Source organism: Carbonicoccus niuqiaonis, from assembly GCF_050157065.1.
In the GTDB taxonomy this organism is placed as follows: Bacteria; Actinomycetota; Actinomycetes; order Propionibacteriales; family Propionibacteriaceae; genus Avipropionibacterium.
The window spans coordinates 590,299-610,605 of the sequence record NZ_CP189573.1 but is presented as its reverse complement, the minus strand read 5'-3'; the positions used below and the strand labels follow the sequence as shown (position 1 = coordinate 610,605).

Annotated in this window: 18 protein-coding genes and 1 pseudogene; 9 read left to right on the top strand and 10 right to left on the bottom strand. The window is 69.9% G+C overall.

Features of this window, described 5'->3' with window-relative positions:
• The first annotated feature begins 470 nt into the window (after nt 1-470).
• Genes ACQBAU_RS02715 through ACQBAU_RS02705 form a run of 3 tightly spaced genes read left to right on the top strand, consistent with a single transcriptional unit; the run spans nt 471 to nt 2,946 of the window.
• The gene (locus tag ACQBAU_RS02715; RefSeq protein ID WP_465255286.1) at nt 471-1,685 is read left to right on the top strand and encodes a hypothetical protein; all 1,215 of its coding nucleotides are present in this window, start codon (nt 471-473) and stop codon (nt 1,683-1,685) included.
• Between the two features lie 10 nt (nt 1,686-1,695).
• On the top strand, nt 1,696-2,187 hold the full coding sequence (locus tag ACQBAU_RS02710) for a SixA phosphatase family protein (protein ID WP_434548515.1): 492 nt from the start codon (nt 1,696-1,698) through the stop codon (nt 2,185-2,187).
• Between the two features lie 18 nt (nt 2,188-2,205).
• Nucleotides 2,206-2,946: an FAD-binding oxidoreductase gene (locus ACQBAU_RS02705; RefSeq protein ID WP_434548516.1), complete on the top strand. Its 741-nt coding sequence runs from the start codon at nt 2,206-2,208 to the stop codon at nt 2,944-2,946.
• Between the two features lie 45 nt (nt 2,947-2,991).
• Here the strand turns inward: ACQBAU_RS02705 and ACQBAU_RS02700 are convergent, their stop codons facing one another.
• Nucleotides 2,992-4,038 carry an LLM class flavin-dependent oxidoreductase gene (locus ACQBAU_RS02700; RefSeq protein WP_465255287.1) on the bottom strand — a complete coding sequence of 349 codons (1,047 nt, stop codon included), beginning with the start codon at nt 4,036-4,038 and terminating at the stop codon, nt 2,992-2,994.
• A gap of 156 nt (nt 4,039-4,194) precedes the next feature.
• Between ACQBAU_RS02700 and gdhA the strand changes: the two genes are divergently transcribed.
• The 3 genes from gdhA to ACQBAU_RS02685 are packed head-to-tail and all read left to right on the top strand — an operon-like array spanning nt 4,195 to nt 8,009.
• Entirely contained in the window at nt 4,195-5,547 is a 1,353-nt protein-coding gene (gene gdhA / locus ACQBAU_RS02695) for an NADP-specific glutamate dehydrogenase (protein ID WP_465255288.1), read from the top strand.
• A gap of 3 nt (nt 5,548-5,550) precedes the next feature.
• Complete coding sequence (locus ACQBAU_RS02690) at nt 5,551-6,579, top strand: GDSL-type esterase/lipase family protein (RefSeq protein ID WP_465255289.1); 1,029 nt, start codon at nt 5,551-5,553, stop codon at nt 6,577-6,579.
• On the top strand, nt 6,576-8,009 hold the full coding sequence (locus ACQBAU_RS02685; protein ID WP_465255290.1) for a sulfatase family protein: 1,434 nt from the start codon (nt 6,576-6,578) through the stop codon (nt 8,007-8,009). Before ACQBAU_RS02690 ends, ACQBAU_RS02685 begins: the two co-directional genes overlap by 4 nt.
• On the opposite strand, the gene ACQBAU_RS02680 is transcribed toward ACQBAU_RS02685, so the two are convergent.
• Nucleotides 7,979-9,517 (bottom strand): PH domain-containing protein, encoded by a 1,539-nt coding sequence (locus ACQBAU_RS02680; RefSeq protein WP_465255291.1) that lies wholly within the window; start codon nt 9,515-9,517, stop codon nt 7,979-7,981. The two genes, ACQBAU_RS02685 and ACQBAU_RS02680, sit on opposite strands and share 31 nt — an antisense overlap.
• Complete coding sequence (locus tag ACQBAU_RS02675) at nt 9,514-10,005, bottom strand: PH domain-containing protein (protein WP_465255292.1); 492 nt, start codon at nt 10,003-10,005, stop codon at nt 9,514-9,516. The genes ACQBAU_RS02680 and ACQBAU_RS02675 overlap by 4 nt, the downstream gene beginning before the upstream one ends.
• Nucleotides 10,006-10,140: 135 nt before the next feature.
• On the opposite strand from ACQBAU_RS02675, the gene ACQBAU_RS02670 reads away from it, so the two are divergent.
• On the top strand, nt 10,141-10,758 hold the full coding sequence (locus ACQBAU_RS02670; protein WP_465255293.1) for a TetR/AcrR family transcriptional regulator: 618 nt from the start codon (nt 10,141-10,143) through the stop codon (nt 10,756-10,758).
• 17 nt (nt 10,759-10,775) lie between these two features.
• Nucleotides 10,776-13,640, top strand: a complete 2,865-nt coding sequence (locus ACQBAU_RS02665) for an FAD-binding and (Fe-S)-binding domain-containing protein (protein ID WP_465255294.1) — start codon at nt 10,776-10,778, stop codon at nt 13,638-13,640.
• Between the two features lie 29 nt (nt 13,641-13,669).
• Here the strand turns inward: ACQBAU_RS02665 and ACQBAU_RS02660 are convergent, their stop codons facing one another.
• From ACQBAU_RS02660 to ACQBAU_RS02630, 7 genes and pseudogenes are all read right to left on the bottom strand, one after another.
• A complete protein-coding gene (locus ACQBAU_RS02660) occupies nt 13,670-14,668 on the bottom strand; it encodes a LacI family DNA-binding transcriptional regulator (protein ID WP_465255295.1) in 999 nt (332 codons plus the stop codon).
• Between the two features lie 86 nt (nt 14,669-14,754).
• Complete coding sequence (locus ACQBAU_RS02655; protein ID WP_465259443.1) at nt 14,755-15,798, bottom strand: sulfatase family protein; 1,044 nt, start codon at nt 15,796-15,798, stop codon at nt 14,755-14,757.
• A gap of 211 nt (nt 15,799-16,009) precedes the next feature.
• Nucleotides 16,010-16,240, bottom strand: a pseudogene (locus tag ACQBAU_RS02650) (sulfatase-like hydrolase/transferase); the annotation flags it as partial.
• Nucleotides 16,241-16,374: 134 nt separating this feature from the next.
• Entirely contained in the window at nt 16,375-16,938 is a 564-nt protein-coding gene (locus ACQBAU_RS02645; protein WP_465255297.1) for an RpiB/LacA/LacB family sugar-phosphate isomerase, read from the bottom strand.
• A 125-nt stretch (nt 16,939-17,063) separates the two neighbouring features.
• Nucleotides 17,064-17,978 (bottom strand): family 43 glycosylhydrolase, encoded by a 915-nt coding sequence (locus ACQBAU_RS02640; protein WP_465255298.1) that lies wholly within the window; start codon nt 17,976-17,978, stop codon nt 17,064-17,066.
• Nucleotides 17,979-18,162: 184 nt separating this feature from the next.
• Nucleotides 18,163-19,212: a peptidoglycan-binding protein gene (locus tag ACQBAU_RS02635; RefSeq protein ID WP_465255299.1), complete on the bottom strand. Its 1,050-nt coding sequence runs from the start codon at nt 19,210-19,212 to the stop codon at nt 18,163-18,165.
• 160 nt (nt 19,213-19,372) lie between these two features.
• Entirely contained in the window at nt 19,373-19,738 is a 366-nt protein-coding gene (locus ACQBAU_RS02630; protein WP_465255300.1) for a hypothetical protein, read from the bottom strand.
• A 22-nt stretch (nt 19,739-19,760) separates the two neighbouring features.
• Here ACQBAU_RS02630 and ACQBAU_RS02625 point away from each other — a divergent pair, with 22 nt between their 5' ends.
• On the top strand, nt 19,761-20,189 hold the full coding sequence (locus ACQBAU_RS02625) for a hypothetical protein (RefSeq protein ID WP_465255301.1): 429 nt from the start codon (nt 19,761-19,763) through the stop codon (nt 20,187-20,189).
• Nucleotides 20,190-20,307 lie beyond the last annotated feature (118 nt).

Here is a 20,307-nt window from a genome sequence, read left to right as displayed (position 1 = left end):
GAGGCTCGTAAGAATGGGCGCCACAGCGACACACGTGGACGCATGTGTCGCCGATGTCGCTCAGACGCCCTTCTGCACGAGCCCACCAGCTCGGTGACCACGTCCCCGGTCCGCCAACCCGAGTCGACCCGAGATCGAGAGGACAGTTGGAGAGGCCGAAACGCGGAATTCACCTCGCCGACCGCCCTCTCGGCGAAGCCAAACCTCGCCAACCGCCCTCTCGGTGGGCCCGGCCTCGCCAACCGCCCTCTCGGTGGAGCCGGACCTCGCCAACCGCCCTCTCGGCGAAGCCAGACCTCGCCAACCGCCCTCTCGGTGGGCCGGGACGTTCCCGCGGGAACGTCTGACGTCTCGACGGGCCGGGAGGCTCGTAAGCATGGGCGCCACAGCGACACACGTGGACGTATGTGTCGCGTACGTCGCTCAGACGCCCTTCTGCACGAGCCCACCAGCTCGGCGACAATGGTGCGGTGCGCCACTTCCTCCGGACCCTGCTCGCCTGTGCCTCGGTGTTCGGCCTGCTCGCCTCGGCGCACGTGCTGTTCCGCGCGTACGGCCCGCCGCCCGACGCCGACGACATCCGCTCGCTGACCCGGTCGCTGGAGGCAGCCATCGCCGACGGGGCCGATCGGGAGGCGCAGGCGCTGTTCCCCGAGGGCGCCTTCTTCATGCACGTGCTGACCGGGATCGCCCAGGCCCGCTCGGCCGACCCGGAAGGCTTGGAGCTGGCCCGGCAACACCTGCGGCAGACCCGGAACCCGGAGATGTTGGCCCGCTTCGGCAGCGGCATGAGCCCCGAGCACGGCATCTTCGCCGCCGGCTGGTCGCTGCTGCTGGCCCAGGAGATCTCCGGCCGGACCGGTGACGCGGCAGACCTCACCGCCACCGCCGAGCTCGCGAACGAGGTCGGCAACGCCCTCGCCCAGAGCCCGACCCCGTTCCTCGCCTCCTACCCGGGGCAGTACTGGCCGTGCGACACGATCGTCGCCGCGGCCGCCCTGCACCTGGCGGCCGACCGGCACGGCAACGACCCGGCCGCCGCACGGTGGAGTGCCGTGGTCGACGACTGGGAGCGCCAACTCCGTGACGTGGCCGACCCCGACACCCAACTGCTCCCCCACCGGACCGACGCCACCGGTCAGCCGCTGGAGGGCCCGCGCGGCAGTTCGCAGGCGATCATCCAGACCTTCCTGCCCGAGATCACCGGTACCCCCGGCGGCCCGGCCTGGACGCTGTTCCGCGACGCCTTCGTCAGCCGGCAGGCCGGGCTCGTGGGCATCCGGGAGTACCCGATCGGCGAGTCCGGTGCCGGCGACGTCGACTCCGGGCCGCTGGTGCTCGGGGTCAGCCTCAGCGCATCCGCGGTCGCGCTGGCCGCGGCCCGCCGCAACGGCGACGCCGTCCTGGCCGACGGGCTGGCCGCCGAGCAGGAGGTGTTCGGGGTGTCCACGCCGATCCCGGACCGGCACTACGCCCTCGGGTTGGTGCCGATCGGTGAGGCGTTCATCGCCTTCGCCAACAGCCACGCCCTCACCGAACCGGTCGCCGACGCACCCCCGACCACCCTCGGCCGCCCCTGGTGGCCGATCTTCTGGCTGCCCGGCCTGCTCATCGCCGCGGCCGGAGCCATCGGCCTGTGGCGGCTGCGCGGGCCGGCCCGCGACCGGCCGACCGCCGCCGCGTAGGCTGGCAGGCGTGCACACCATCTTGTTGTTGCGCCATGCCGAAGCCGTCTCGGTCGTCCCGGGCCGCCCCGATGCCGACCGCCCGCTGACCGAGGCCGGTCGGGCCCGCGCCGCCGCCGTGGGTGACGGCCTGCGCGAGGCCGGGATCACGGTCGACCTGGTGCTCTGCTCGAGCGCCCGCCGCACCCGCGAGACCACCGAGGCGCTGCGACTGGACTGCCCGGTCGAGCACCGTGACGAGTTGTACAACGCCGGCTCCGACACCATCGAGGAGCTGCTGCACCTGCTGCCCGAGGACGTCAGCACGGTGTTGGTGGTCGGCCACGCCCCCGGGATCCCGGCGCTGGCGCACGACCTGATCGACCCCGACACCGCCGACCTCACCGCCCTGGCCGCGATCGACCGCGGCTACCCGACCGCCACCTTGGTCCGCTTCACCTACGACGGCCCGTGGGCCGAGCTGCGGCAGGCGAGGCTGGTGGCGGCCCAGCCGGGACGCTGACCATGCCTGAGCTGAACCATGGCTGAGACGTACGTGCTGGAGGTGGCCGAGGTACGGCCGCTGACCGACGAGTCGTACCTGATCACGTTCGCCGTGCCCGACGAGCTGGCGGAGTCGTACGCGTTCCGCGCCGGCCAGCACCTCACCGTGCAGACCCGGGACGACGGTGTCGTCACCCGGCGGGCGTACTCGCTGTGCGCGGCCCCGCACGAGGGACGGCTGAGCATCGGGGTGAAGGTGCTCGAAGGCGGCGGCTTCTCGACCCGGGTCCGGGATCGGCTGGCCGTCGGTGACCGACTCGAGGTGATGACGCCCAACGGACGGTTCGTCGCCCGCGACCCCGATGCCGAACACCAGGCGTACGGGGCCGTCGCCGCCGGCAGCGGGATCACCCCGATCCGGTCGATCGTGGCCGATCTGCTGCACCGCACCGAGACCTCGACGGTCGACCTGGTGTACGGGAACCGCGGGCCGGCCTCGGTGATGTTCGCCGACGAGCTGGCCGAGCTGGCGGCATCATCGGGTGGCCGGTTGCGCGTCCGCCACGTCCACTCCCGAGAGCCCGGCCCGGACGGCTCGGCACCGGCCCGACTGACCGGCGCGGTGCTCACCGCCGAGCTCGACCGGCAACGTGCCGCCGGGGTCACCGAGTGGTTCCTGTGCGGCCCCGAACCGATGACCGCCGCCGCCCGGGCCCACCTGCTGGCCGCCGGTGTCCACCGGCGGCTGGTGCACACCGAACTGTTCTGGACCGGCTGACCGACCGGGCCCGAGCGGCGCTCAGGCAGGGTTGCCAGGCACGGTTCAGCCGAGGAAGTCGGCGAGCAGCTCCAGCGTCCGCTGTCGGGCGGGGCTGCGGGCCGGGTCGTCGTCGGCGTACGACCCGGCGACCGGGTGCAACATCACCTCGTCGACGTCGAACTCACCGGCCAGCGCCCGCAGCTGGTCGCCGACGGTGTCGGGCGACCCGACCACCCAGGTGTTGCTGAGGCCGGCCAGGAACTCATCCCGCTCAGGTGACGCCGGCACCGCCTCGGCCTCCTCGACGGTCCGGATCGGGCGGCGGGTGTCTCCGGTGCGCAGTTCCATCATCATCAGCCGGTACGGCAGCGCCAGCCGTTCGGCCTCCGCGTCGGTGTCGGCCACGATCGCGTTCACCGTCAACAGGGTGGTCGGCCGGTCGGCGTGCTCGGACGGGGTGAACCCGCCGCGGTAGAGGGCGAGCGCCTCGGCGGTCCCCCGTCCGGCGAAGTGGTGCGCGAAGACGTACGGCAACCCGAGCTGGGCCGCCAACCGGGCCGAGTAGTCCGACGAGCCGAGCAGCCACACGCGTGGCTCGCTGGTGGCGTACGGGGTCGCGTGCAACTCGTACCCGCGCCCGCCGACGTTCACCTCGACACCACCGGCCGACATCATCGCCATCAGGTCTTGGACGTGCTGGTCGAACTTCATCACGTCCTTCTCGTCGGTCGGCCCGCCGTGCCGCAACAGGTGGGTGGTGACCGGATCGGAGCCGGGCGCCCGGCCCAGCCCGAGGTCGATCCGACCCGGGTACGCCGCCTCCAACAGGGCGAACTGTTCGGCCACCACGAGCGGCGCGTGGTTGGGCAGCATCACCCCGCCCGAGCCGAGCCGGATCCGCTGGGTCGCAGCGGCCAGCATCCCGATCAGCACCGGCGGGTTGGTAGCCGCCACCGCGGGCATGTTGTGGTGTTCGGCGACCCAGTAGCGGGTGAAGCCCGCCGCGTCGGCGGCCCGGGCCAGCTCGATGCTGGCGGCCACCGCCCCGGCGGTGGTCTGCCCCGTACGAACGGGGACGAGGTCGAGGACGGACAGCCGGAGATCTCCCATGTGATAGGACAACATGGGCGACCGGGACTACATTCCCCGTCCCCCACGATGGTCCACCTGTTGGAACACACGTCGGCTGCGGTACGCCCGCCACCACAATGGGCGCCGCAACCACCGCCCGTGTTGCCACCTGCCAGCCACACGAGAGGGGTCGAGATGACAGTCGCCCATCGCCTGGATGCGATCTACGAGGACGTACGACAGCGGAACCCCGGTGAGGGTGAGTTCCACCAGGCCGTCCAGGAGGTCTTCCAGAGTTTGGCGGTCGTCGTCGACCGCCGCCCCGAGTACCTCGACGCCGGTGTCATCCCGCGGCTGTGTGAGCCGGAGCGGCAGATCATCTTCCGCGTGCCGTGGATCGACGACTCCGGCAAGCTCCACGTCAACCGTGGCTTCCGGGTCGAGTTCAGTTCGGTGCTGGGGCCGTACAAGGGTGGGCTGCGGTTCCACCCGAGCGTCTACCTCGGCATCGTGAAGTTCCTCGGCTTCGAACAGATCTTCAAGAACGCGCTGACCGGGATGCCGATCGGCGGCGGCAAGGGTGGCTCCGACTTCGACCCGAAGGGCCGCAGCGACAACGAGGTGATGCGCTTCTGCCAGTCGTTCATGTCGGAGCTGTACCGCCACCTCGGCGAGTACACCGACGTCCCCGCCGGTGACATCGGGGTCGGCGGCCGCGAGGTCGGCTACCTGTTCGGGATGTACAAGAAGATCACCAACCGCTTCGAGTCCGGGGTGCTGACCGGCAAGGGCATCGGCTGGGGTGGCGCGCAGGTGCGCAAGGAGGCGACCGGGTACGGGACCGTCTTCTTCGCCCAGGAGATGTTGCGTACGAAGGGTCAGAGCTTCGAGGGCCGCGACGTCGTGGTCTCCGGCTCGGGCAACGTCGCGATCTACGCCATCGAGAAGGTGCAGGAGCTGGGCGGCCGGGTCGTCGCCTGCTCGGACTCGTCGGGCTACGTGGTCGACGAGTCGGCCGACGGGGTCGACCTGGAGTTGCTGCAGGAGGTCAAGGAGGTCCGCCGGGGCCGGATCGGCGACTACGCAGAGGCCCGCGGCCCGAAGGCGTCGGTCGCCGACAGCGGGTCGATCTGGGACGTGCCGTGCCACATCGCACTGCCCTGTGCGACGCAGAACGAGCTGGACCTGGCCGACGCGAAGACCTTGATCGACAACGGCTGCGTGGTGGTCGCCGAGGGCGCCAACATGCCGGCCACCCCGGAAGCGGTGAAGCTGTTCACCGAGTCGGAGGTGCTGTTCGGTCCGGGCAAGGCGGCCAACGCCGGTGGTGTCGCGACGAGTGCCCTGGAGATGCAGCAGAACGCGTCGCGCGACTCCTGGTCGTTCGAGCACACCGAGAAGCGACTGGCCGAGATCATGGCCGACATCCACGAGCGGTGTGCCGACACCGCCGAGGAGTACGGCCACCCCGGCGACTACGTGCTGGGCGCGAACGTGTCGTCGTTCCAGCAGGTCGCCGACGCGATGATCGCCCAGGGTGTCGTCTGAGCCATGACCGCTGCTCCAGTTGATCACTCCGGATCCCTGGTGCCGGTCGACCTGACCCGCGCCGAGCTGTGGCACGGCGTGGTGGAGCTGGAGGACCTCGGCGCCGACGGGGTCCGACCGTGGCGGCTGCCGGTCTCCGATCCGCGGTACGACATCGGCATCACCCACGCCGGCACACCGTCCGGCGTACGACTCGCGTTCACCACCGGGGCCGGCCGGCTGGAGTTGGCGCTCGAGCTGACCGAGGAGGTGCCCGATCCGGTCGACGTGGTGATCGACGGGGTCCACGCCCACCGGCTCGACGTCCGGTCGCCGATGTCGGTCGCGCTGCCCGGCAGGCCGGCGACGGTCGAGGTGTGGTTGCCGATGTACGGGGCATCGGCGGTCCGTCGACTCGCCCTCGACGAACCGGTCGCGCCGATCGCCGCCAAACCGGTCCGCTGGATCACCCACGGCTCGTCGATCACGATGTGCCACCAGGCCGACGGGCCGTGGACGACCTGGCCGGCGCGAGTCGCCCGCAGCCTCGACGTCGAACTGCTCAACCTCGGGTTCGGCGGTCAGTGCCTGATCGACATCCCGGTGGCCCGGCTCATCCGCGACCTGCCCGCGGACCTGATCAGCGTCTGCCTCGGCATCAACGTGCACGGCAACCTCAGCCACAATCGGCGCAGCTTCCTGCCTGCGGTGCTGGGATTCCTGGAGACGATCCGCGACGGCCACCCCGACACCCCACTGGTCGTGATCAGTCCGATCGCGGCGAAGGAGGCTCGCGAGTCCGGCGAGAACAAGCTCGGCGTGACGCTGACCCAGCTGCGCGACGACGTCCACGACGCGACCGACCGGATCCGCCGGGCGACCGGCGATGATCAACTTCACCTGGTCGACGGCCGGACCGTGTTGGGCCCCGACGACCTGGGGTTGCTGGTCGACGACGTCCACCCCGGCGAGGACGGCAACGCGCTGATCGCCGAACGGCTTGCCCCCGTGCTCGCCGCACAACTCCGTACCGTCGAGAGGTCCAGCCGGTGACGTCACGCCGCCCCAATCTGATCTTCATCCTGTCCGACGACCACGCGGCTCACGCGATCAGCGCGTACGGCAGCCGGATCAACACGACGCCGAACCTGGACCGGATCGCCGCCGACGGCGCACGGTTCGACAACTGCTTCTGCACCAACTCGATCTGTACGCCGAGCCGGGCCAGCCTGCTGACCGGGACGTACTCCCACGTCAACGGCGTCACGACGTTGGCCTCCTCCCTCGACAACACCCAACCGACATTCGTCTCGCAGTTGCATGACGCCGGCTACCAGACCGCGGTGTTCGGGAAGTGGCACCTGGGTCATGAGCCGGAGAACCACCCGGCCAGGTTCGACGCCTGGCAGGTGCTGCCCGGTCAGGGTGACTACCACGACCCGGAGTTCATCGCCGCCGACGGACGCCACCAGTACCAGGGCTACGTCACCGACCTGATCACCGACTTCTCCCTTGACTGGTTGACCGATCGCGACCCGGACCGGCCGTTCTGCCTGCTGATCCACCACAAGGCGCCACACCGCAACTGGCAGCCCGACGAGGCCCACGCCACCATGTACGACGACGTCGACATCCCCGAGCCCGACACCTTCGACGACGACTACGCCACCCGCAGCGACGCGGTCCGCGCGGCGCGGATGCAGATGTCGGACCTGCTGCCGCGTGACCTGAAGGCGCCGGTCCCCGACGGGCTCGACGCCGCGCAGGAGAAGAGTTGGCGTTACCAGCGCTACATCAAGGACTACCTGCGCACGATTGCCAGCATGGACGACAACATCGGCCGGGTGCTCGACCACCTCGACGAGGCCGGGCTGGCCGACGACACCGTGGTCGCCTACTCCGCCGACCAGGGTTTCTTCCTGGGTGACCACGGCTGGTTCGACAAGCGGTTCAGCTACGAGCACTCACTGCGGATGCCGCTGCTGGTGCGCTGGCCCGGGGTGACCGAGCCCGGCAGCGTGGTCGACCGCATCGTCACCAACGTCGACTTCGCCCAGACGTTCTGCGAGATCGCTCGCGTTGCCGCACCAGAACGGATGCAGGGCAGGTCGTTCGTCCCGTTGCTCGCCGGTGAGCCGGTGATCGACTGGCTCGACGAGGTGTACTACCGATACTGGATGCACGATGACGAGCAGCACGCGGTGCGCGCCCACTACGCACTGCGGACCGAGCGCCACAAGATCATCTGCTACTACTCCGACTCCCTCGGCACCCCGGGATCGGACAAGTTGTACCCCGAGCCGCGGGTGCATCCGACGCAGTGGGAGTTGTACGACCTCGCCACCGATCCGGACGAACTCGTCAACCTGGTGGACGATCCCGCGCACCGGCAGCTGCGTGACGAGATGGTCGCCCGGCTCACCGCCGCCCAGCGTCGCGTCGGTGACGAGCCCTACCCCGGCGCCACCGACGTGCTCACCTGATCATCCCGTCTCGCCTCGTCGCCCCGCGTCACCTCGAGGAACGGGGTGAGCAGGCCCGGGGTGGCGGCGTCGGCCAGCGCCACACCGGAGTCGGACCCGATGTCGACCACGGCGCAGCCGCCGCGTCCCGCCCCGGTGGTCGCCACCAGGGTCAGCAATCTTCGCCGGCGTTGGAAGCTCGACTGCCGGACGTTCCAGCCGATGATCGCGTCACGCTGCAGGGCGTCGGTCGACCGCGACAACGAACCCGACCGGGTGACCAGGTGTTGATCATCGAGCCGGTGGCCCAGGCTGCGCCACCGGTCACGGGCCGACACCAGGCCCACGGCGGCGAGCACGACCGCGCCGACCGGGACGGCGACCCACCAGCGGGGTAGCAGCAGGAAGGCCAACACCCCGGTGACCACCAGCCAGCCGGCCAGGATCCACGCCACCGGCACCAACCGCCGGTGGAAGGCGCCGATCGGATGGCCGGTGAGGCGGGCGGGATCGGTGGGTGGGGTGTCGGCGTGCACCACGTCGGCGGCCACCCGGTCGACCACGGGTCGCGGGGCGAACGGCAACAGCACCGAGGTGTCGGCCCGCTTCTTTCCGTCGTCACCGCCCTCGGGGTTCTGGTTCTGCAGGCCGATCGCGAGGGCGTCCACGCGGGCGGCCCCGGCCAGCCGGACGCCGAGCGGCTCGGTCACCCGGACCCCGCGCAACCGGTCCTGTGGGATCGACACCGTACGACGGGTGAGCAGGCCGCGGGTCACCCGCAGCACACCCCGGTCGCGTTCCAGCCGATGGTTCCACCACAGCTCGGCGTGCACCAGGAAGGACCCCAGGATCCCAATCAGGACAGGGATCCCGATGATCACCAGGATCACCAGCCACCAGCCGGTCGTGTCGGCGACACCGGTCGCCCACTCCCATCCGACGCGGCCGAACCCTTCGGCGAACTGGCCGGCGATGGCGTAGCTGCCGAGCGTGATCACCAGCGGTGTCCAGGTCAGCGGGGCGTAGCGCATCCAGCTCGGCGTGAACTGCGCCAGGGTCACCTCGTCGGCATCGCCGTCGCGGGGCACGAGCTCGGTGTGCAGCCGGTCGGCCTCGGCCCGCGACAACGGCGACAGCACCGCCGACCCGTCGTCACCGGACTGCTCGGCGGTGCCGATCTGCACCGCCGCGAGGCCGAGGATTCGTTGCACCGGGTTGGCGGTCAGGTCGACCGCCCGGATCCGTTCCCGCGCGAAGGTCCGGCGCCGTCGTACGAACACGCCGGTCTCGAGTCGGAACCGGTCGGCGGTGACCTCGTAGGTGGTGTTGCGCCAGAGCAGGTGGCCGTACACCGCGGCGCACCCGATCGTCACCGCTGCCGCCAGGCCGGTCCACAGGAAGAACCAGGGTGTCACCAGCAGCCCCAGCAGCAGGGCTGTGGGAATGCCGAACAGCAACACCCAGAAGGCGGTCGACGCCGTGATCTCCCAGGTCGCCAGCCGGCTGAGGCGGCGGGTCGCGTCGCTCATACCGCGTCCTCGGCCGTCGCCTCGGTCAGTTCGGTCAGCCGGGCGACGAGCTCGTCGGCGGTCTCGACGGCCAGTCCGGCGATCTTCACCGGACCACGGGAGGACGCGGTGGTCACCACGACGGTCGCCAACCCGAACCGCTGCTCCAGCGGGCCGCGGACCCGGTCGACGGTCTGCACCCGGGAGAACGGGGCGATCCGCGACTCGACCCACAGCCAGCCGCGGCGGGCGTGCACCGCGGTGTCGCCGGCCTCCCACAGCTGGTTGCGGTACCAGTACCGCGGCAGCAGCAGGATGAGGACCAGGCCGACCACGAGGACGATTCCGCCGGGGAGCCACAGCCACAGCCGGGCAGGTGGGATCAGCAGGCCGAGGACGCCGAGCACCAGCACGGTCGGCACCACCCACGACGCCTGTTGCACGCCCCACCACCCGACCGCCCGGGGATCGGCACGGTTGGCCGGGGGACGTAGGCCGACTGTCGACATGGGGCTCCGTTCGGTCGGGTGGGTCCGGCGCCCGGTCGAGCACCCGTTCCCACCGTGCTTCTGTACCGTAGGAACACTGCAGCCGGTTGTCAATGCAGTTGACTGGAAAAGATTTGGCCGGGGAGGACCGGGGACATGCCCAAGTTTGTCGACCATGACGCGCGACGTCGCGCGATTGCCGACGCGGTGATCGAGTTGGCTGCGACCGAGGGGCTCCCGGCGGTCACCCTGCGGCGGGTCGCGGGCCAACTCGGCGGGTCGATGGGCGCCGTCCAGTACTACTTCAGCTCCCGCGACGAGATGCTCGACTTCGCCCACGGGCACCTCGCCGCACGACGTGAGCAGCGGGTCCGCGCTCGGCTGGAGGGCCTCGGTCGGGCCCCCGACCAGCGCGACATCCTGTACGCCGCCGTGCTGACCGGGTTGCCCCTGGACGAGGACCGGCGGGCCGAGGCGTTGGCCGACGGTGCCTACTTCGCCCGCGGGCTCACCGAGGCCGGCGCCCACCAACGGCACGGACTGCCGCAGCTGCTCGCCATGTTCGAGGACCTGGTGCGCACCGGCATCAGCGACGGGCTCGTCCGCGAGGGCGTCGACCCGGCACTGGAGGCGCGCGTGCTGTGGGCCCTGATCGCCACCCAGGCCAGCGCACTCGCCCACGACGTCGACTCCGTCGAGGAGGCCCTGGCCACCGTCGACTACGAGATGGCGCGCATCTTCATCGACCCCCCGACTAGGGTGGAACAACCTTGATCGGAAGGAGGATGCCAATGCCTGCAACCACGACCGGGGCCGGGTCGGCCGTGTCCCGCAAGGGCAAAGGCACCGCGCTGACCACCGATCCGTTGCTCGCCGAGCTGCAGGTTGCCGTCCCCGACGGGGTGCGCAGTCGCGCGACCGACCGCCTCGCCCTGGCGCACGACGCCTCGCACTACCTGCTCACCCCGCGGGCCGTGGTGGTCCCCCGCTCGATCGAGGAACTCGGCGCCACGCTGCGGACCGCACGGCACCACGACGTCCCGATCACCTTCCGCTCCGGCGGCACCAGCCTGTCGGGCCAGGCGGTCACCGACGGCCTGTTGATCGACACCCGCAAGCACTTCCGTGACATCACGGTGCTCGACGCCGGGGCCCGGGTGCGGGTCGGCCCGGGCGTGACCGTACGCCAGTTGAACAACCGGCTGCTGCGCTGGGGAAGGAAGTTCGGGCCCGATCCGGCCAGCGAGGCGGCCTGCACGATCGGCGGCGTGGTGGCCAACAACTCCTCGGGCATGTTGTGCGGCACCACCGCCAACACCTACCAGACCCTGGAGTCGGCGGTCCTGGTGCTGCCGAGCGGCACGGTGATCAACACCGGTGACGCCGACGCCGACGACCGGCTGCGGGCACTCGAACCCGAACTGTGGCAGGGCCTGTCGCGACTGCGTGACCGGGTGCGGGGCAACCCCGACTCGGTGGCGACGATCACCGCCCAGTTCGCGATCAAGAACACGATGGGGTACGGGCTCAACAGCTTCCTCGACCATGATCGGCCGGTCGACGTGCTCGCCCATCTGGTGGTGGGCAGCGAGGGCACCTTGGCGTTCGTCGCCGAGGCCACCTTCGCCACGGTGCCCGACCACCGCCACGTCGCGACCGGGCTGCTGGTGTTCGACGACCTGCACGCCGCGAACGACGCCCTGCCGGCCCTGGTCGACAGCGGGTTGGCCGCCATCGAGCTGCTCGACGCGGCGTCGTTGCGGGTGGCCGGCACCGATCCGCTCGCCCCGGCGATGATCACCGACCTGGCCGTCGAACGACACGCCGCGCTGCTGGTCGAGCACCAACGCGCCGATGCGGACGAACTCGCCGAGATGGTCGCCGGCACCGACCGGGTGATCGGCCGGCTGTCGTTGAGCCGACCGGGCACGATGACGTCGGATCCCCAGTCCCGCAAGGGTTTCTGGCACGTCCGGAAGGGGTTGTACGCCGCGGTGGCCGGTGCCCGGCCGTCCGGCACGACCGCCCTGCTGGAGGACATTGCGGTCCCGGTCGCCGACCTGGCCGACACCTGCCAACGACTCGAGGTGCTGTTCGACCGGTACGAGTACCCCGGGAGTGTGATCTTCGGTCACGCCAAGGACGGCAACGTCCACTTCCTGATCAACGAACGGTTCGACGACCCGGGCCGGCTGGAGCGCTACGACGCGTTCACCGAGGACATGGTCGAGCTGGTGCTGGGTCGGGGCGGCACGTTGAAGGCCGAGCACGGCACCGGGCGGATCATGGCCCCGTACGTGGCCCGGCAGTACGGCACCGAGCTGTACGAGGTGATGCGCGAGGTCAAGCGGCTGTGCGACCCGGAGTCGTTGTTCAACCCGGGGGTGTTGATCAGTGACGACCCGCGGGCCCACGTCACCCACCTGAAGTCGACGCCGACCGTCGAGGAGGAGGTCGACCGGTGCGTGGAGTGCGGCTACTGCGAGCCGGTCTGCCCCAGCAAGGACCTCACCCTGACACCCCGGCAGCGGATCGTGCTGCGACGCGAGAAGGCCCGGGCCGAGGCCGCCGGTGATCATCAGCTCGCGGCCGAGCTGACCGCCGAGTACACCTACGACGGCCTCGAGACCTGTGCGGTGGACGGGATGTGCAAGACCGCCTGCCCGGTCGCCATCGACACCGGCGACCTGGTGCGCCGGCTCCGCGCCGAGACCAACCCCGCACCCGAGCGTGCCCTGTGGGCCACCACCGCGAAGTCGTGGGGCGCCACCACCAAGGCGGCCTCCCTGGCGCTCGACGTGGCCGCCACCGTGCCGGACCCGGTGGTCACCGCGATGACCGACCTGGGCCGGATGGTGCTCGGCCACGACACGGTCCCCCGCTGGACCGGTGACCTGCCGGCCGGTGGTGAGGTACGGCGTCGCCGGACCGACCCGGACGCGATCGCGGTCTTCGTCCCGTCGTGCACCTCGACGATGTTCGGGCCGGACGACCCGGACAGCCCGGGTGCCGCCCGGGCGTTCCTGGCGGTGTGCGACCGGGCCGGGGTGCGGGTGCGGATCCCGGACCGGATCGCCTCGCTGTGCTGTGGCACCCCGTGGAAGTCGAAGGGGATGACCGAGGGCCTGGCCGCGATGTCGGAGCGGGTCGACCAGGCCCTGTGGGAGGCAACTGATCATGGTCGGTTGCCGGTGGTGGTCGACGCCACCTCCTGCACCGAGGGGCTGCACCAGATGATCGACAAGCTGCCCCCCGATCGGCGTCCCGCGGTGGTCGATGCGATGACGTTCGTCCGCGAGCACGTGATCGACCGGCTGCCGCTCACCGCACGGATCGACTCCCTGGTGCTGCACCCGACCTGTTCCTCCACCCGACTGGGCACCAACGACGACCTGACCGCCGTCGCCGAGGTGGTCGCCCACGCCGTCGCCACCCCGACCGCCTGGGGTTGTTGTGGGTTCGCCGGCGACCGGGGGATGCTGCACCCCGAGCTCACCGAGTCGGCCACCCGGGCCGAGGCCGCCGAGGTGGCCGGGTTGGGAGCGGCCGAGCACGCCTCCTGCAACCGGACCTGTGAGATCGGGATGTCGCGGGCGACCGGTCGGTCGTACGTTCACGTGCTGGAACTGCTGGAGCGCTGCAGCCGACCGGCCTGAGGCCAACGCTCCTCGAGCCTGTCGAGAGGTCACCCGGTACTGGCACGCACCTCGACGGCGAAGTCCACGAACTGTTGCGGGTCCTCGATCTCGGCGCCGGCCAACAGGGCGAGGAGGTGATCGACCGCCACTTCAGCGAGCTGAGCCTTGTCGACCGAGACACTGGTGATCGGGGGCCACGTGTAGCGCACTTCGGAGATGTCGTCCCAGCCCATCACCGCCACCTCGTCCGGCACCGTGACACCACGGCGGTGCAGCGTCGACAGCGCTCCCACCGCCAACAGGTCGTTGAAGCAGAACACCGCATCCGGTGGGTTCTTCAGGTCCAGCAGCGCGTCCATCTCGCGCGCTCCTTCGGCCCGCTCGTACGCCGCCACCGTCCGTGTGTAACCTCGTGCGGGCTTCAACCCGGCGGCAGCCAGTGCCTCCTGGTATCCCTGCAGTCGTAGGGATCCAGTGCCGTTCTGTTGCTGTGACACCCGCCCGATCGCAGCGATCCGTCGGTAGCCGGAGTCGATCAGATGATTGGTCGCCGCTGTTGCCGCCGCGACGTTGTCGACCCCCACGTACGGCACCCCCGCCGGATGCAGTCGCTCCCCCAGCAGCACCATCGGGATCGCTGCCAGCCCGGCCAGTTCGTTGCCGTCCAGACCCTGCGGCGACATGATCAATCCGTCGATGGCCTGTGGTCCCAGACCGGCAGCCACCCGTCGTTCCCGACCGGGATCGCCGTCGGTCTGGTCGATCAGCACAGTGACCCCGAGCTTCTCGGCGGCGGTCGTGACGTGGCCCGCCAACTCCGCGAAGTACGGCACGTTCAGTTCGGGCACGGCGAGCGCGATGATCCCGGTCCGCCCGGTCCGCAGATTGCGCGCCATCCGGTTCGGCACGTAGTCGAGCTTCTCGATGGCGACCCGGACCTTCTCCGTGGTCGCCTTCGACATGAACGGATAGCCGTTCACGTAGTTGGACACGGTCTTCGGAGAGACCCCCGCTTCCTTGGCCACGTCCACCAGCCGCGCCTTCATGGCCTCGCCCTCCGATCCTGTCGTCTCGGACCGAGGCTAGCGCCTACCCGCCGCGCGCGCTGCAGTGCCACCGGAGGCGACATGCCTCAGTCGGACCCGCCGCCCCAGTGGTAGTTCCGGGGATGACTGACCCTGGGGTGTCCACCGTCGGGGATCGGCAACGGATCGGCGACCCGGATCAGCCACTTCGCCAGGTGCTCCAGCATGCTCACGTACACCTCGGCACAGGCCGGATCGGCGTGTCGATCGTGCAACTCGTACCGGTCCTCCTCGAGGTCGTACAGCTGTGTCTCGCCGGTCACCTGCATGATCAGCTTCCAGCGCCCCGAACGCACCATCCGCAGGGCTCCGTCCTGGGTCACGTCGCACAGGGTGGCGACCGGCACGTCGGCGCCCGGAGCGCCAGCACGGCCGGGACTCAGCAGGTCCTCGATCCCCGGTCCGCCGGGGTGTGGCAACCCGCCGACGCCCTGTTCGGCGTAGCTGCTGTCGAACTCGCCGGCCGGGACCTCACCCTGCAGCAGCGGAACCAGGCTGCGGCCCTGGACACCGTTCGGCACCGGCCAGCCGGCCAGCTCGCAGATCGTCGGGAACACGTCCACCATCGACACGTGGGCCGGTGACGGACCGTCGGCGCAGATGTCGGAGCCGACACCGGCGCCGCTGAAGAACATCGGCACCCGGGTCAACACCTCGGGCACACCGGCCCCCTTGCGCAACAGACCGTACTCCCCCGCGTAGTCACCGTGGTCGGAGACGAAGACGATCAAGGTCGACTCGAGTCGTCCGGTCTCGGCCAGGTGGTCGAGCAACCGACCGATCTGGTCGTCGATCAGCCGCAGCATGCCGACGTAGCTTGCGCGCGCCCGCTGCAGGGTGTCCGGGTCCGCCTCGTCCAGCGCCTTCCCCAGCCGCCGGACCCACTGCCACGGCAGACCGGCTCCGTCCAGCGCCTCGGACGTGGTGTCGGGTTGGGGTACGACGTCCGGCCCGAAGTCGGAGAAGTAGGGCTCCGGCACCTGGTACGGCACGTGCGGTTCGGGGATCGACAACCACGCCAGCGCCGGCGCCTCCGGTTCGGCGTCCAACCACTCGATGGCCTCGAAGACGATCCGCGCCGGGTTCTGCACCTCCACCGGGGTGCGGCGTGGGGACCCGAGACGTCATGGCACCCAGTTCGTGCAGCCAGGCGTCGAACGCACCCTCGGCGGTGTCGCTCGCTGCGGGTGGCGTCCGACCGAGGTGACCGAAGGGTGAGAACCGGTCCACCCGTGCTGCGGTGAGGTGGGAATGGTTCTTGCCGATCAACGCCGTCCGGTAGCCCGCTGCCCGCGCCACGTCGAACAGGTCCCGGTCGTAGCGGGGCCGTGCGAAGTCGTGGTTCTCCCGGATCCCGTGGGCGCTGGGGAAGCGTCCGGTGAGCATGCTGATCCGCGCCGGGACGCACACCGGGGCCGTGGTGTAGGCGCGATCGAACCAACAACCCTGTGCCGCAAGGGCATCCAGCCGTGGTGTCGTGTCGACGGTGAACCCCTCACGCGCGCTGAGGTCGGCACGCTGCTGATCGGTCATGATCACCAGGATGGTCTCCGGGACTGGCGAGCTCATCGGTCGTACGACTCCTGTCCGTGGTCCGCGCCGTGCTCCCGGTTGTCGACCCTCGAGTCATCAGCCGGCGAAGCTCGCCGTGGGTCTCACCGCGGGTCTCAGTACGCCAGGCCGCGCGGTTCCGGGCCGAGATGGGGGACGCTCGGTTCGCTGACCTGGAAGCCGTTCGCCCGATAGGTCTCGTAGTCGAAGGTCTCGCACTCGTCGTAGCCGAGCTTGTGGTAGGCGTGGAAGCCGTCCCAGTCCTCATAGCCTTGACCGAAGGTGGACTCGAGGAAGGCCTCGGCCATCGCCTGGCCGAGCTTCGGCCCGGTCCAGAAGGCTCCCATCGCCAACAGGTTCGCGTTGTTGGCGGTGGCGGCGCGGCGGGCCGCAGGCACGCTCTCGGCGATCGCTGCGTGCACGTGAGGCACCTTGGACGCGGCGATGTGGATGCCCATCCCGCTGCCGCAGAAGGCGAGGGCCTTCTCATACTCCCCCTCGGCGATCTTCGAGGCCACGAGGAACCCGGCACGTTGGTACATCGGCGAGTCGGCCTGGTCGGGCGTGACGTCCTCCACGGTCCAGCCCCGTTCCGTGAGGTGGTCCTTGACGGCTTCCTTGAGCGGGAATCCCGCGAAGTCCGCGCCGACGACGACGAATTTGTCTGCTGCTCGTTTCATGTCGTACTCCCTTGGTGGATCAGGTGTCCGCTGGTCCGGTCGACTCCATGATCGCCGACGATCACTCCTGTCGTGATCAGCGTCTGGCCGGCAAGAAGGTGGGCACTCGCGGCGTGGCGCCGTCGTCACCCCACGTCAGGACGGCGGCGTACATCACCCGTCGTTTGTCGGGATCGGTCACCAACCCCTCGTACGGGCACGGCTCCCCGTCCGGTGGACACACCCAGCCGTGCAGGAACATCCGGTCGGGCCCGTCCCCGCCGGTGATCACGTCCGCACCACCCGGGCCGCACAGTCCGGTGTTGCTGGTCCAGCAGTACGTGCTCGGGCTTGTCGGCGAACGACCACAGATCCGATGAGCGTCGCCACACGGTCGCGTAGCGACACTGGTCGTACCAGTTGGCCGAGGCGCACAGCACGTACTCCGAACCGCGCTTGACCATCACGGGGTTCTCGATGCTGTCGACGTGCCGGAACAGCTCGCGGCTGATCGCACCTGCTGCGACGTGCAGTCCGTCGGCGGTCAGCTCGACCATCCGCAGGGTGCCCGGCACCTTCTGCGTCTTGTACGTCAGGTAGCGCCGCCCGTCGGTGTCGACGAAGGGTGCCGGGTCGATCACCCCGGAGGTCTGGTTGGGTCGGTCGGCGACCGGGTCCTCACCGCCGTTGACCGGGCAGATCAACGGGGTGGGTAGGGGCTCGTACGGTCCGGTCGGGTCGGCGGACACGGCGGCCCCGATGCACCGTTGTCCACCGAAGCCTGCGGCCGGCGCGGCGAACCAGAGCACGTACCCGGCGCTCGTCCTGTCCATGTCGGGCGCCCAGGCCGCCTGTCTTCCCGTGGTCCATGCGGGCCATTCGGTCAGCGCGTGTCCGGGTAGTGCGGTCCACGGGCCCTGCGGGCTCGCCGACGTCGCCATCCGCACCCGACCACCGGTCATGAAGGCGTAGTACTGGCCACCCTCGCGGAACAGCCCGGGATCGGCGGCCGGATCGAGCACCGGTTGCGGTACGGGCCGCGCGGCGGTCGACCGCGCCATCGGGATTCCTGTGGTGGAAAGGATGACAGCGCAGATGACGGCCACGACTCGGACCAGGGAGACAGACATGGGGGACCCTCTCGGTACCCGCCTACAACGTTGCAGGAGGCGTGGGCCAACGGTAGGGCTCCCCTGCCGTCCCGTCAACAGCTCCCCTCGGACCATCCCCCCGGCCCGCGAGCCCTCAGATCAGGGCCTCCCACGTCTGCGGTCCGACCAGGCCGTCGATCTCGATCTTCTTGGCCCGCTGGAACGTCTTGGCCGCCTCGACGCTACGGGCCCCGAACTGGCCGTCCACGACCAACCTGGCGCCGTGCCCGTTGAGGGCGACCTGGGCCGCCTTGGCGGCCGACCCGGTGGAGCCCTTCGTGACGCGGATGATCACCTTGGGCCAGGTCTTGGCGCCGACGATCCCGTCGTCGAGCAACGCATTGCGCGACTGGAAGGACTTCACCGCACGCTCCGTCTGCGCGCCGAAGTGACCGTCGGCGGCGATGCTGCTGCCCCTGCTGCGCAACAGATGCTGCAGTGACCCCACGCGGAAGCCGGTGCTGCCATTCTTGAGGGTGGTCCACCCGTCGGTGGGCGGTTGCGTCGGCGGCGGGGTCGGCGAGCCGTTGATGTTCACCCCGGCCACGTACCGGTTGTGCTTGCGCCACCCCACCAAGGTCGACTTGCTGGCCCAGAAGCCGGGGCCGTTGCGGTAGCTGGCCGGGTCGGCGATCCAGTACGAGTCGTCGCTGTAGCCCATGATCGTCAGGTAGTGGCCACTGCTCGTACGGACCGGGTTGTTGTGGCCGGAGTTGTAGTACCAGACGTTGATCAACAGGCCGTACCCGCGATCGACGTTGTGCCGTACGTCGGCGTCGAGGCGGCCGGCGTAGTCGGCGTTGGACCACTGCCGGAGCTGGTGGTAGTTCGTGCCGGTGTAGCGATTCATCACGTTCACCAGGTAGTCGATGCTGGCCAGCCCACCACCGTTGAGGTGCAGGGCGTCGCGCAGCTCGGACTCCGGCGGGTTGATGCCGTGCGCGCTGAGCGCGATCTTCGACGAACCGGCCGAGCACGACCAGCCGGTCTCCTGGCTGTGGAAGGTGTAGTCCAGCTTCTTGCTGGCGGCGTGGGCGGTGACGCCCGGCAGCGTCGCAGCGGCCGCACCCCCGACGATGACGGCGGCACCCCGCAACAGCGAACGGCGAGACAGCTGGGCGGTGCGGGTCTCGATCAGGGACATGATCTGCTCCTCATGGTTGTCGATCAGCGCTGAGTGGCGCTGACGTCACAACCTAGGAACGCCGAGGGTCGCCGCACGGCCTGTTGACCCCGACCTGCCGGAAGCGGCACCCGCCGAGCCGTCCCCCTTCGTACGGGCAGGCCACTTCGTCAGGTCAGGATCAGGCGGCGCCGCCCTCGACCCAGATGCTCATCACCCGCAGGCAGAGGATGGTCACGGTGAGCAACCCGATGGTGATCACGCCGGTCCCCCACCGACTCTTGTCCGACAGTCCCCACAACGTCGCGATCGGCAACACGATGACGCAACCGATCAGGTACCCCACGAAGATCAACCCGTCGATCGCGCGGTCGGAGTTGGCGAGACCGATGGCACAGGCCATCAGCTGGATGATCATCATCAGCTCCAGCACCGCCAGCCCGCCGAGCAGCAGCCAGCTCACCGGCAGCTGACGCCAGGTGTGGTACCCGGAGAACCCGGCGAGCAACAGTGCGGCCAAGATCGGTACGTAGACGAGTTCGATCACGACCTCAATCTATGCTGGGTCGGTGGAGGCCCACGAAGCAGCTGACGTCGGACCCGACACCGCTCCCCCCAGCCGCCGGAACGGCTTCGGTCGGGTCCTGATCGCGGTGTACGGGGTGTTCGCGCTCGCCGCCACCGCGCGGTCATCGGTGCAGTTGCTGCGTGACGGTTCGGAGGCGCCGTTGGCGTACGGACTGTCGGCGTTCTCCGCGGTGGTCTATGTCGTCGCCACCATCGCGCTGGCGATCCGCGGGCCGGTGGCGTACCGGCTGTCGTGGATCACCATCGGGATCGAGTTCGTCGGCGTGGTCATGGTCGGCGTGCTTAGCCTGACCCACCCGGAACTGTTCCAGCGCGACACCGTGTGGTCTCGCTTCGGGATGGGGTACGGCTTCGTGCCGCTGGTGCTGCCGATCGTCGGCATGGTGTGGTTGCGCAAGGTCCGGCGCTGACCGTTCTCACGTCGCGCGTGAGCGGTTTCCGCCTGCTGCCTCCGACGGCATCGCAGCAACGACAGCCATGACCGCGAGTGGGCAGGTGGGTAGCCCGGCTCACCGCATGATCGTTCGG

Excerpts from the sequence above, each read along its gene's own strand:
- ACQBAU_RS02640 (WP_465255298.1), bottom strand. The coding sequence starts at position 17,978 with ATGGCGCGGTCGACCGCCGCGCGGCCCGTACCGCAACCGGTGCTCGAT.
- ACQBAU_RS02690 (WP_465255289.1), top strand. The coding sequence starts at position 5,551 with ATGACCGCTGCTCCAGTTGATCACTCCGGATCCCTGGTGCCGGTCGAC.
- ACQBAU_RS02705 (WP_434548516.1), top strand. The coding sequence starts at position 2,206 with ATGGCTGAGACGTACGTGCTGGAGGTGGCCGAGGTACGGCCGCTGACC.
- ACQBAU_RS02660 (WP_465255295.1), bottom strand. The coding sequence starts at position 14,668 with ATGAAGGCGCGGCTGGTGGACGTGGCCAAGGAAGCGGGGGTCTCTCCG.
- ACQBAU_RS02700 (WP_465255287.1), bottom strand. The coding sequence starts at position 4,038 with ATGGGAGATCTCCGGCTGTCCGTCCTCGACCTCGTCCCCGTTCGTACG.
- ACQBAU_RS02665 (WP_465255294.1), top strand. The coding sequence starts at position 10,776 with ATGCCTGCAACCACGACCGGGGCCGGGTCGGCCGTGTCCCGCAAGGGC.
- ACQBAU_RS02635 (WP_465255299.1), bottom strand. The coding sequence starts at position 19,212 with ATGTCCCTGATCGAGACCCGCACCGCCCAGCTGTCTCGCCGTTCGCTG.
- ACQBAU_RS02645 (WP_465255297.1), bottom strand. The coding sequence starts at position 16,938 with ATGAAACGAGCAGCAGACAAATTCGTCGTCGTCGGCGCGGACTTCGCG.
- ACQBAU_RS02680 (WP_465255291.1), bottom strand. The coding sequence starts at position 9,517 with ATGAGCGACGCGACCCGCCGCCTCAGCCGGCTGGCGACCTGGGAGATC.
- gdhA (WP_465255288.1), top strand. The coding sequence starts at position 4,195 with ATGACAGTCGCCCATCGCCTGGATGCGATCTACGAGGACGTACGACAG.
- ACQBAU_RS02675 (WP_465255292.1), bottom strand. The coding sequence starts at position 10,005 with ATGTCGACAGTCGGCCTACGTCCCCCGGCCAACCGTGCCGATCCCCGG.
- ACQBAU_RS02670 (WP_465255293.1), top strand. The coding sequence starts at position 10,141 with ATGCCCAAGTTTGTCGACCATGACGCGCGACGTCGCGCGATTGCCGAC.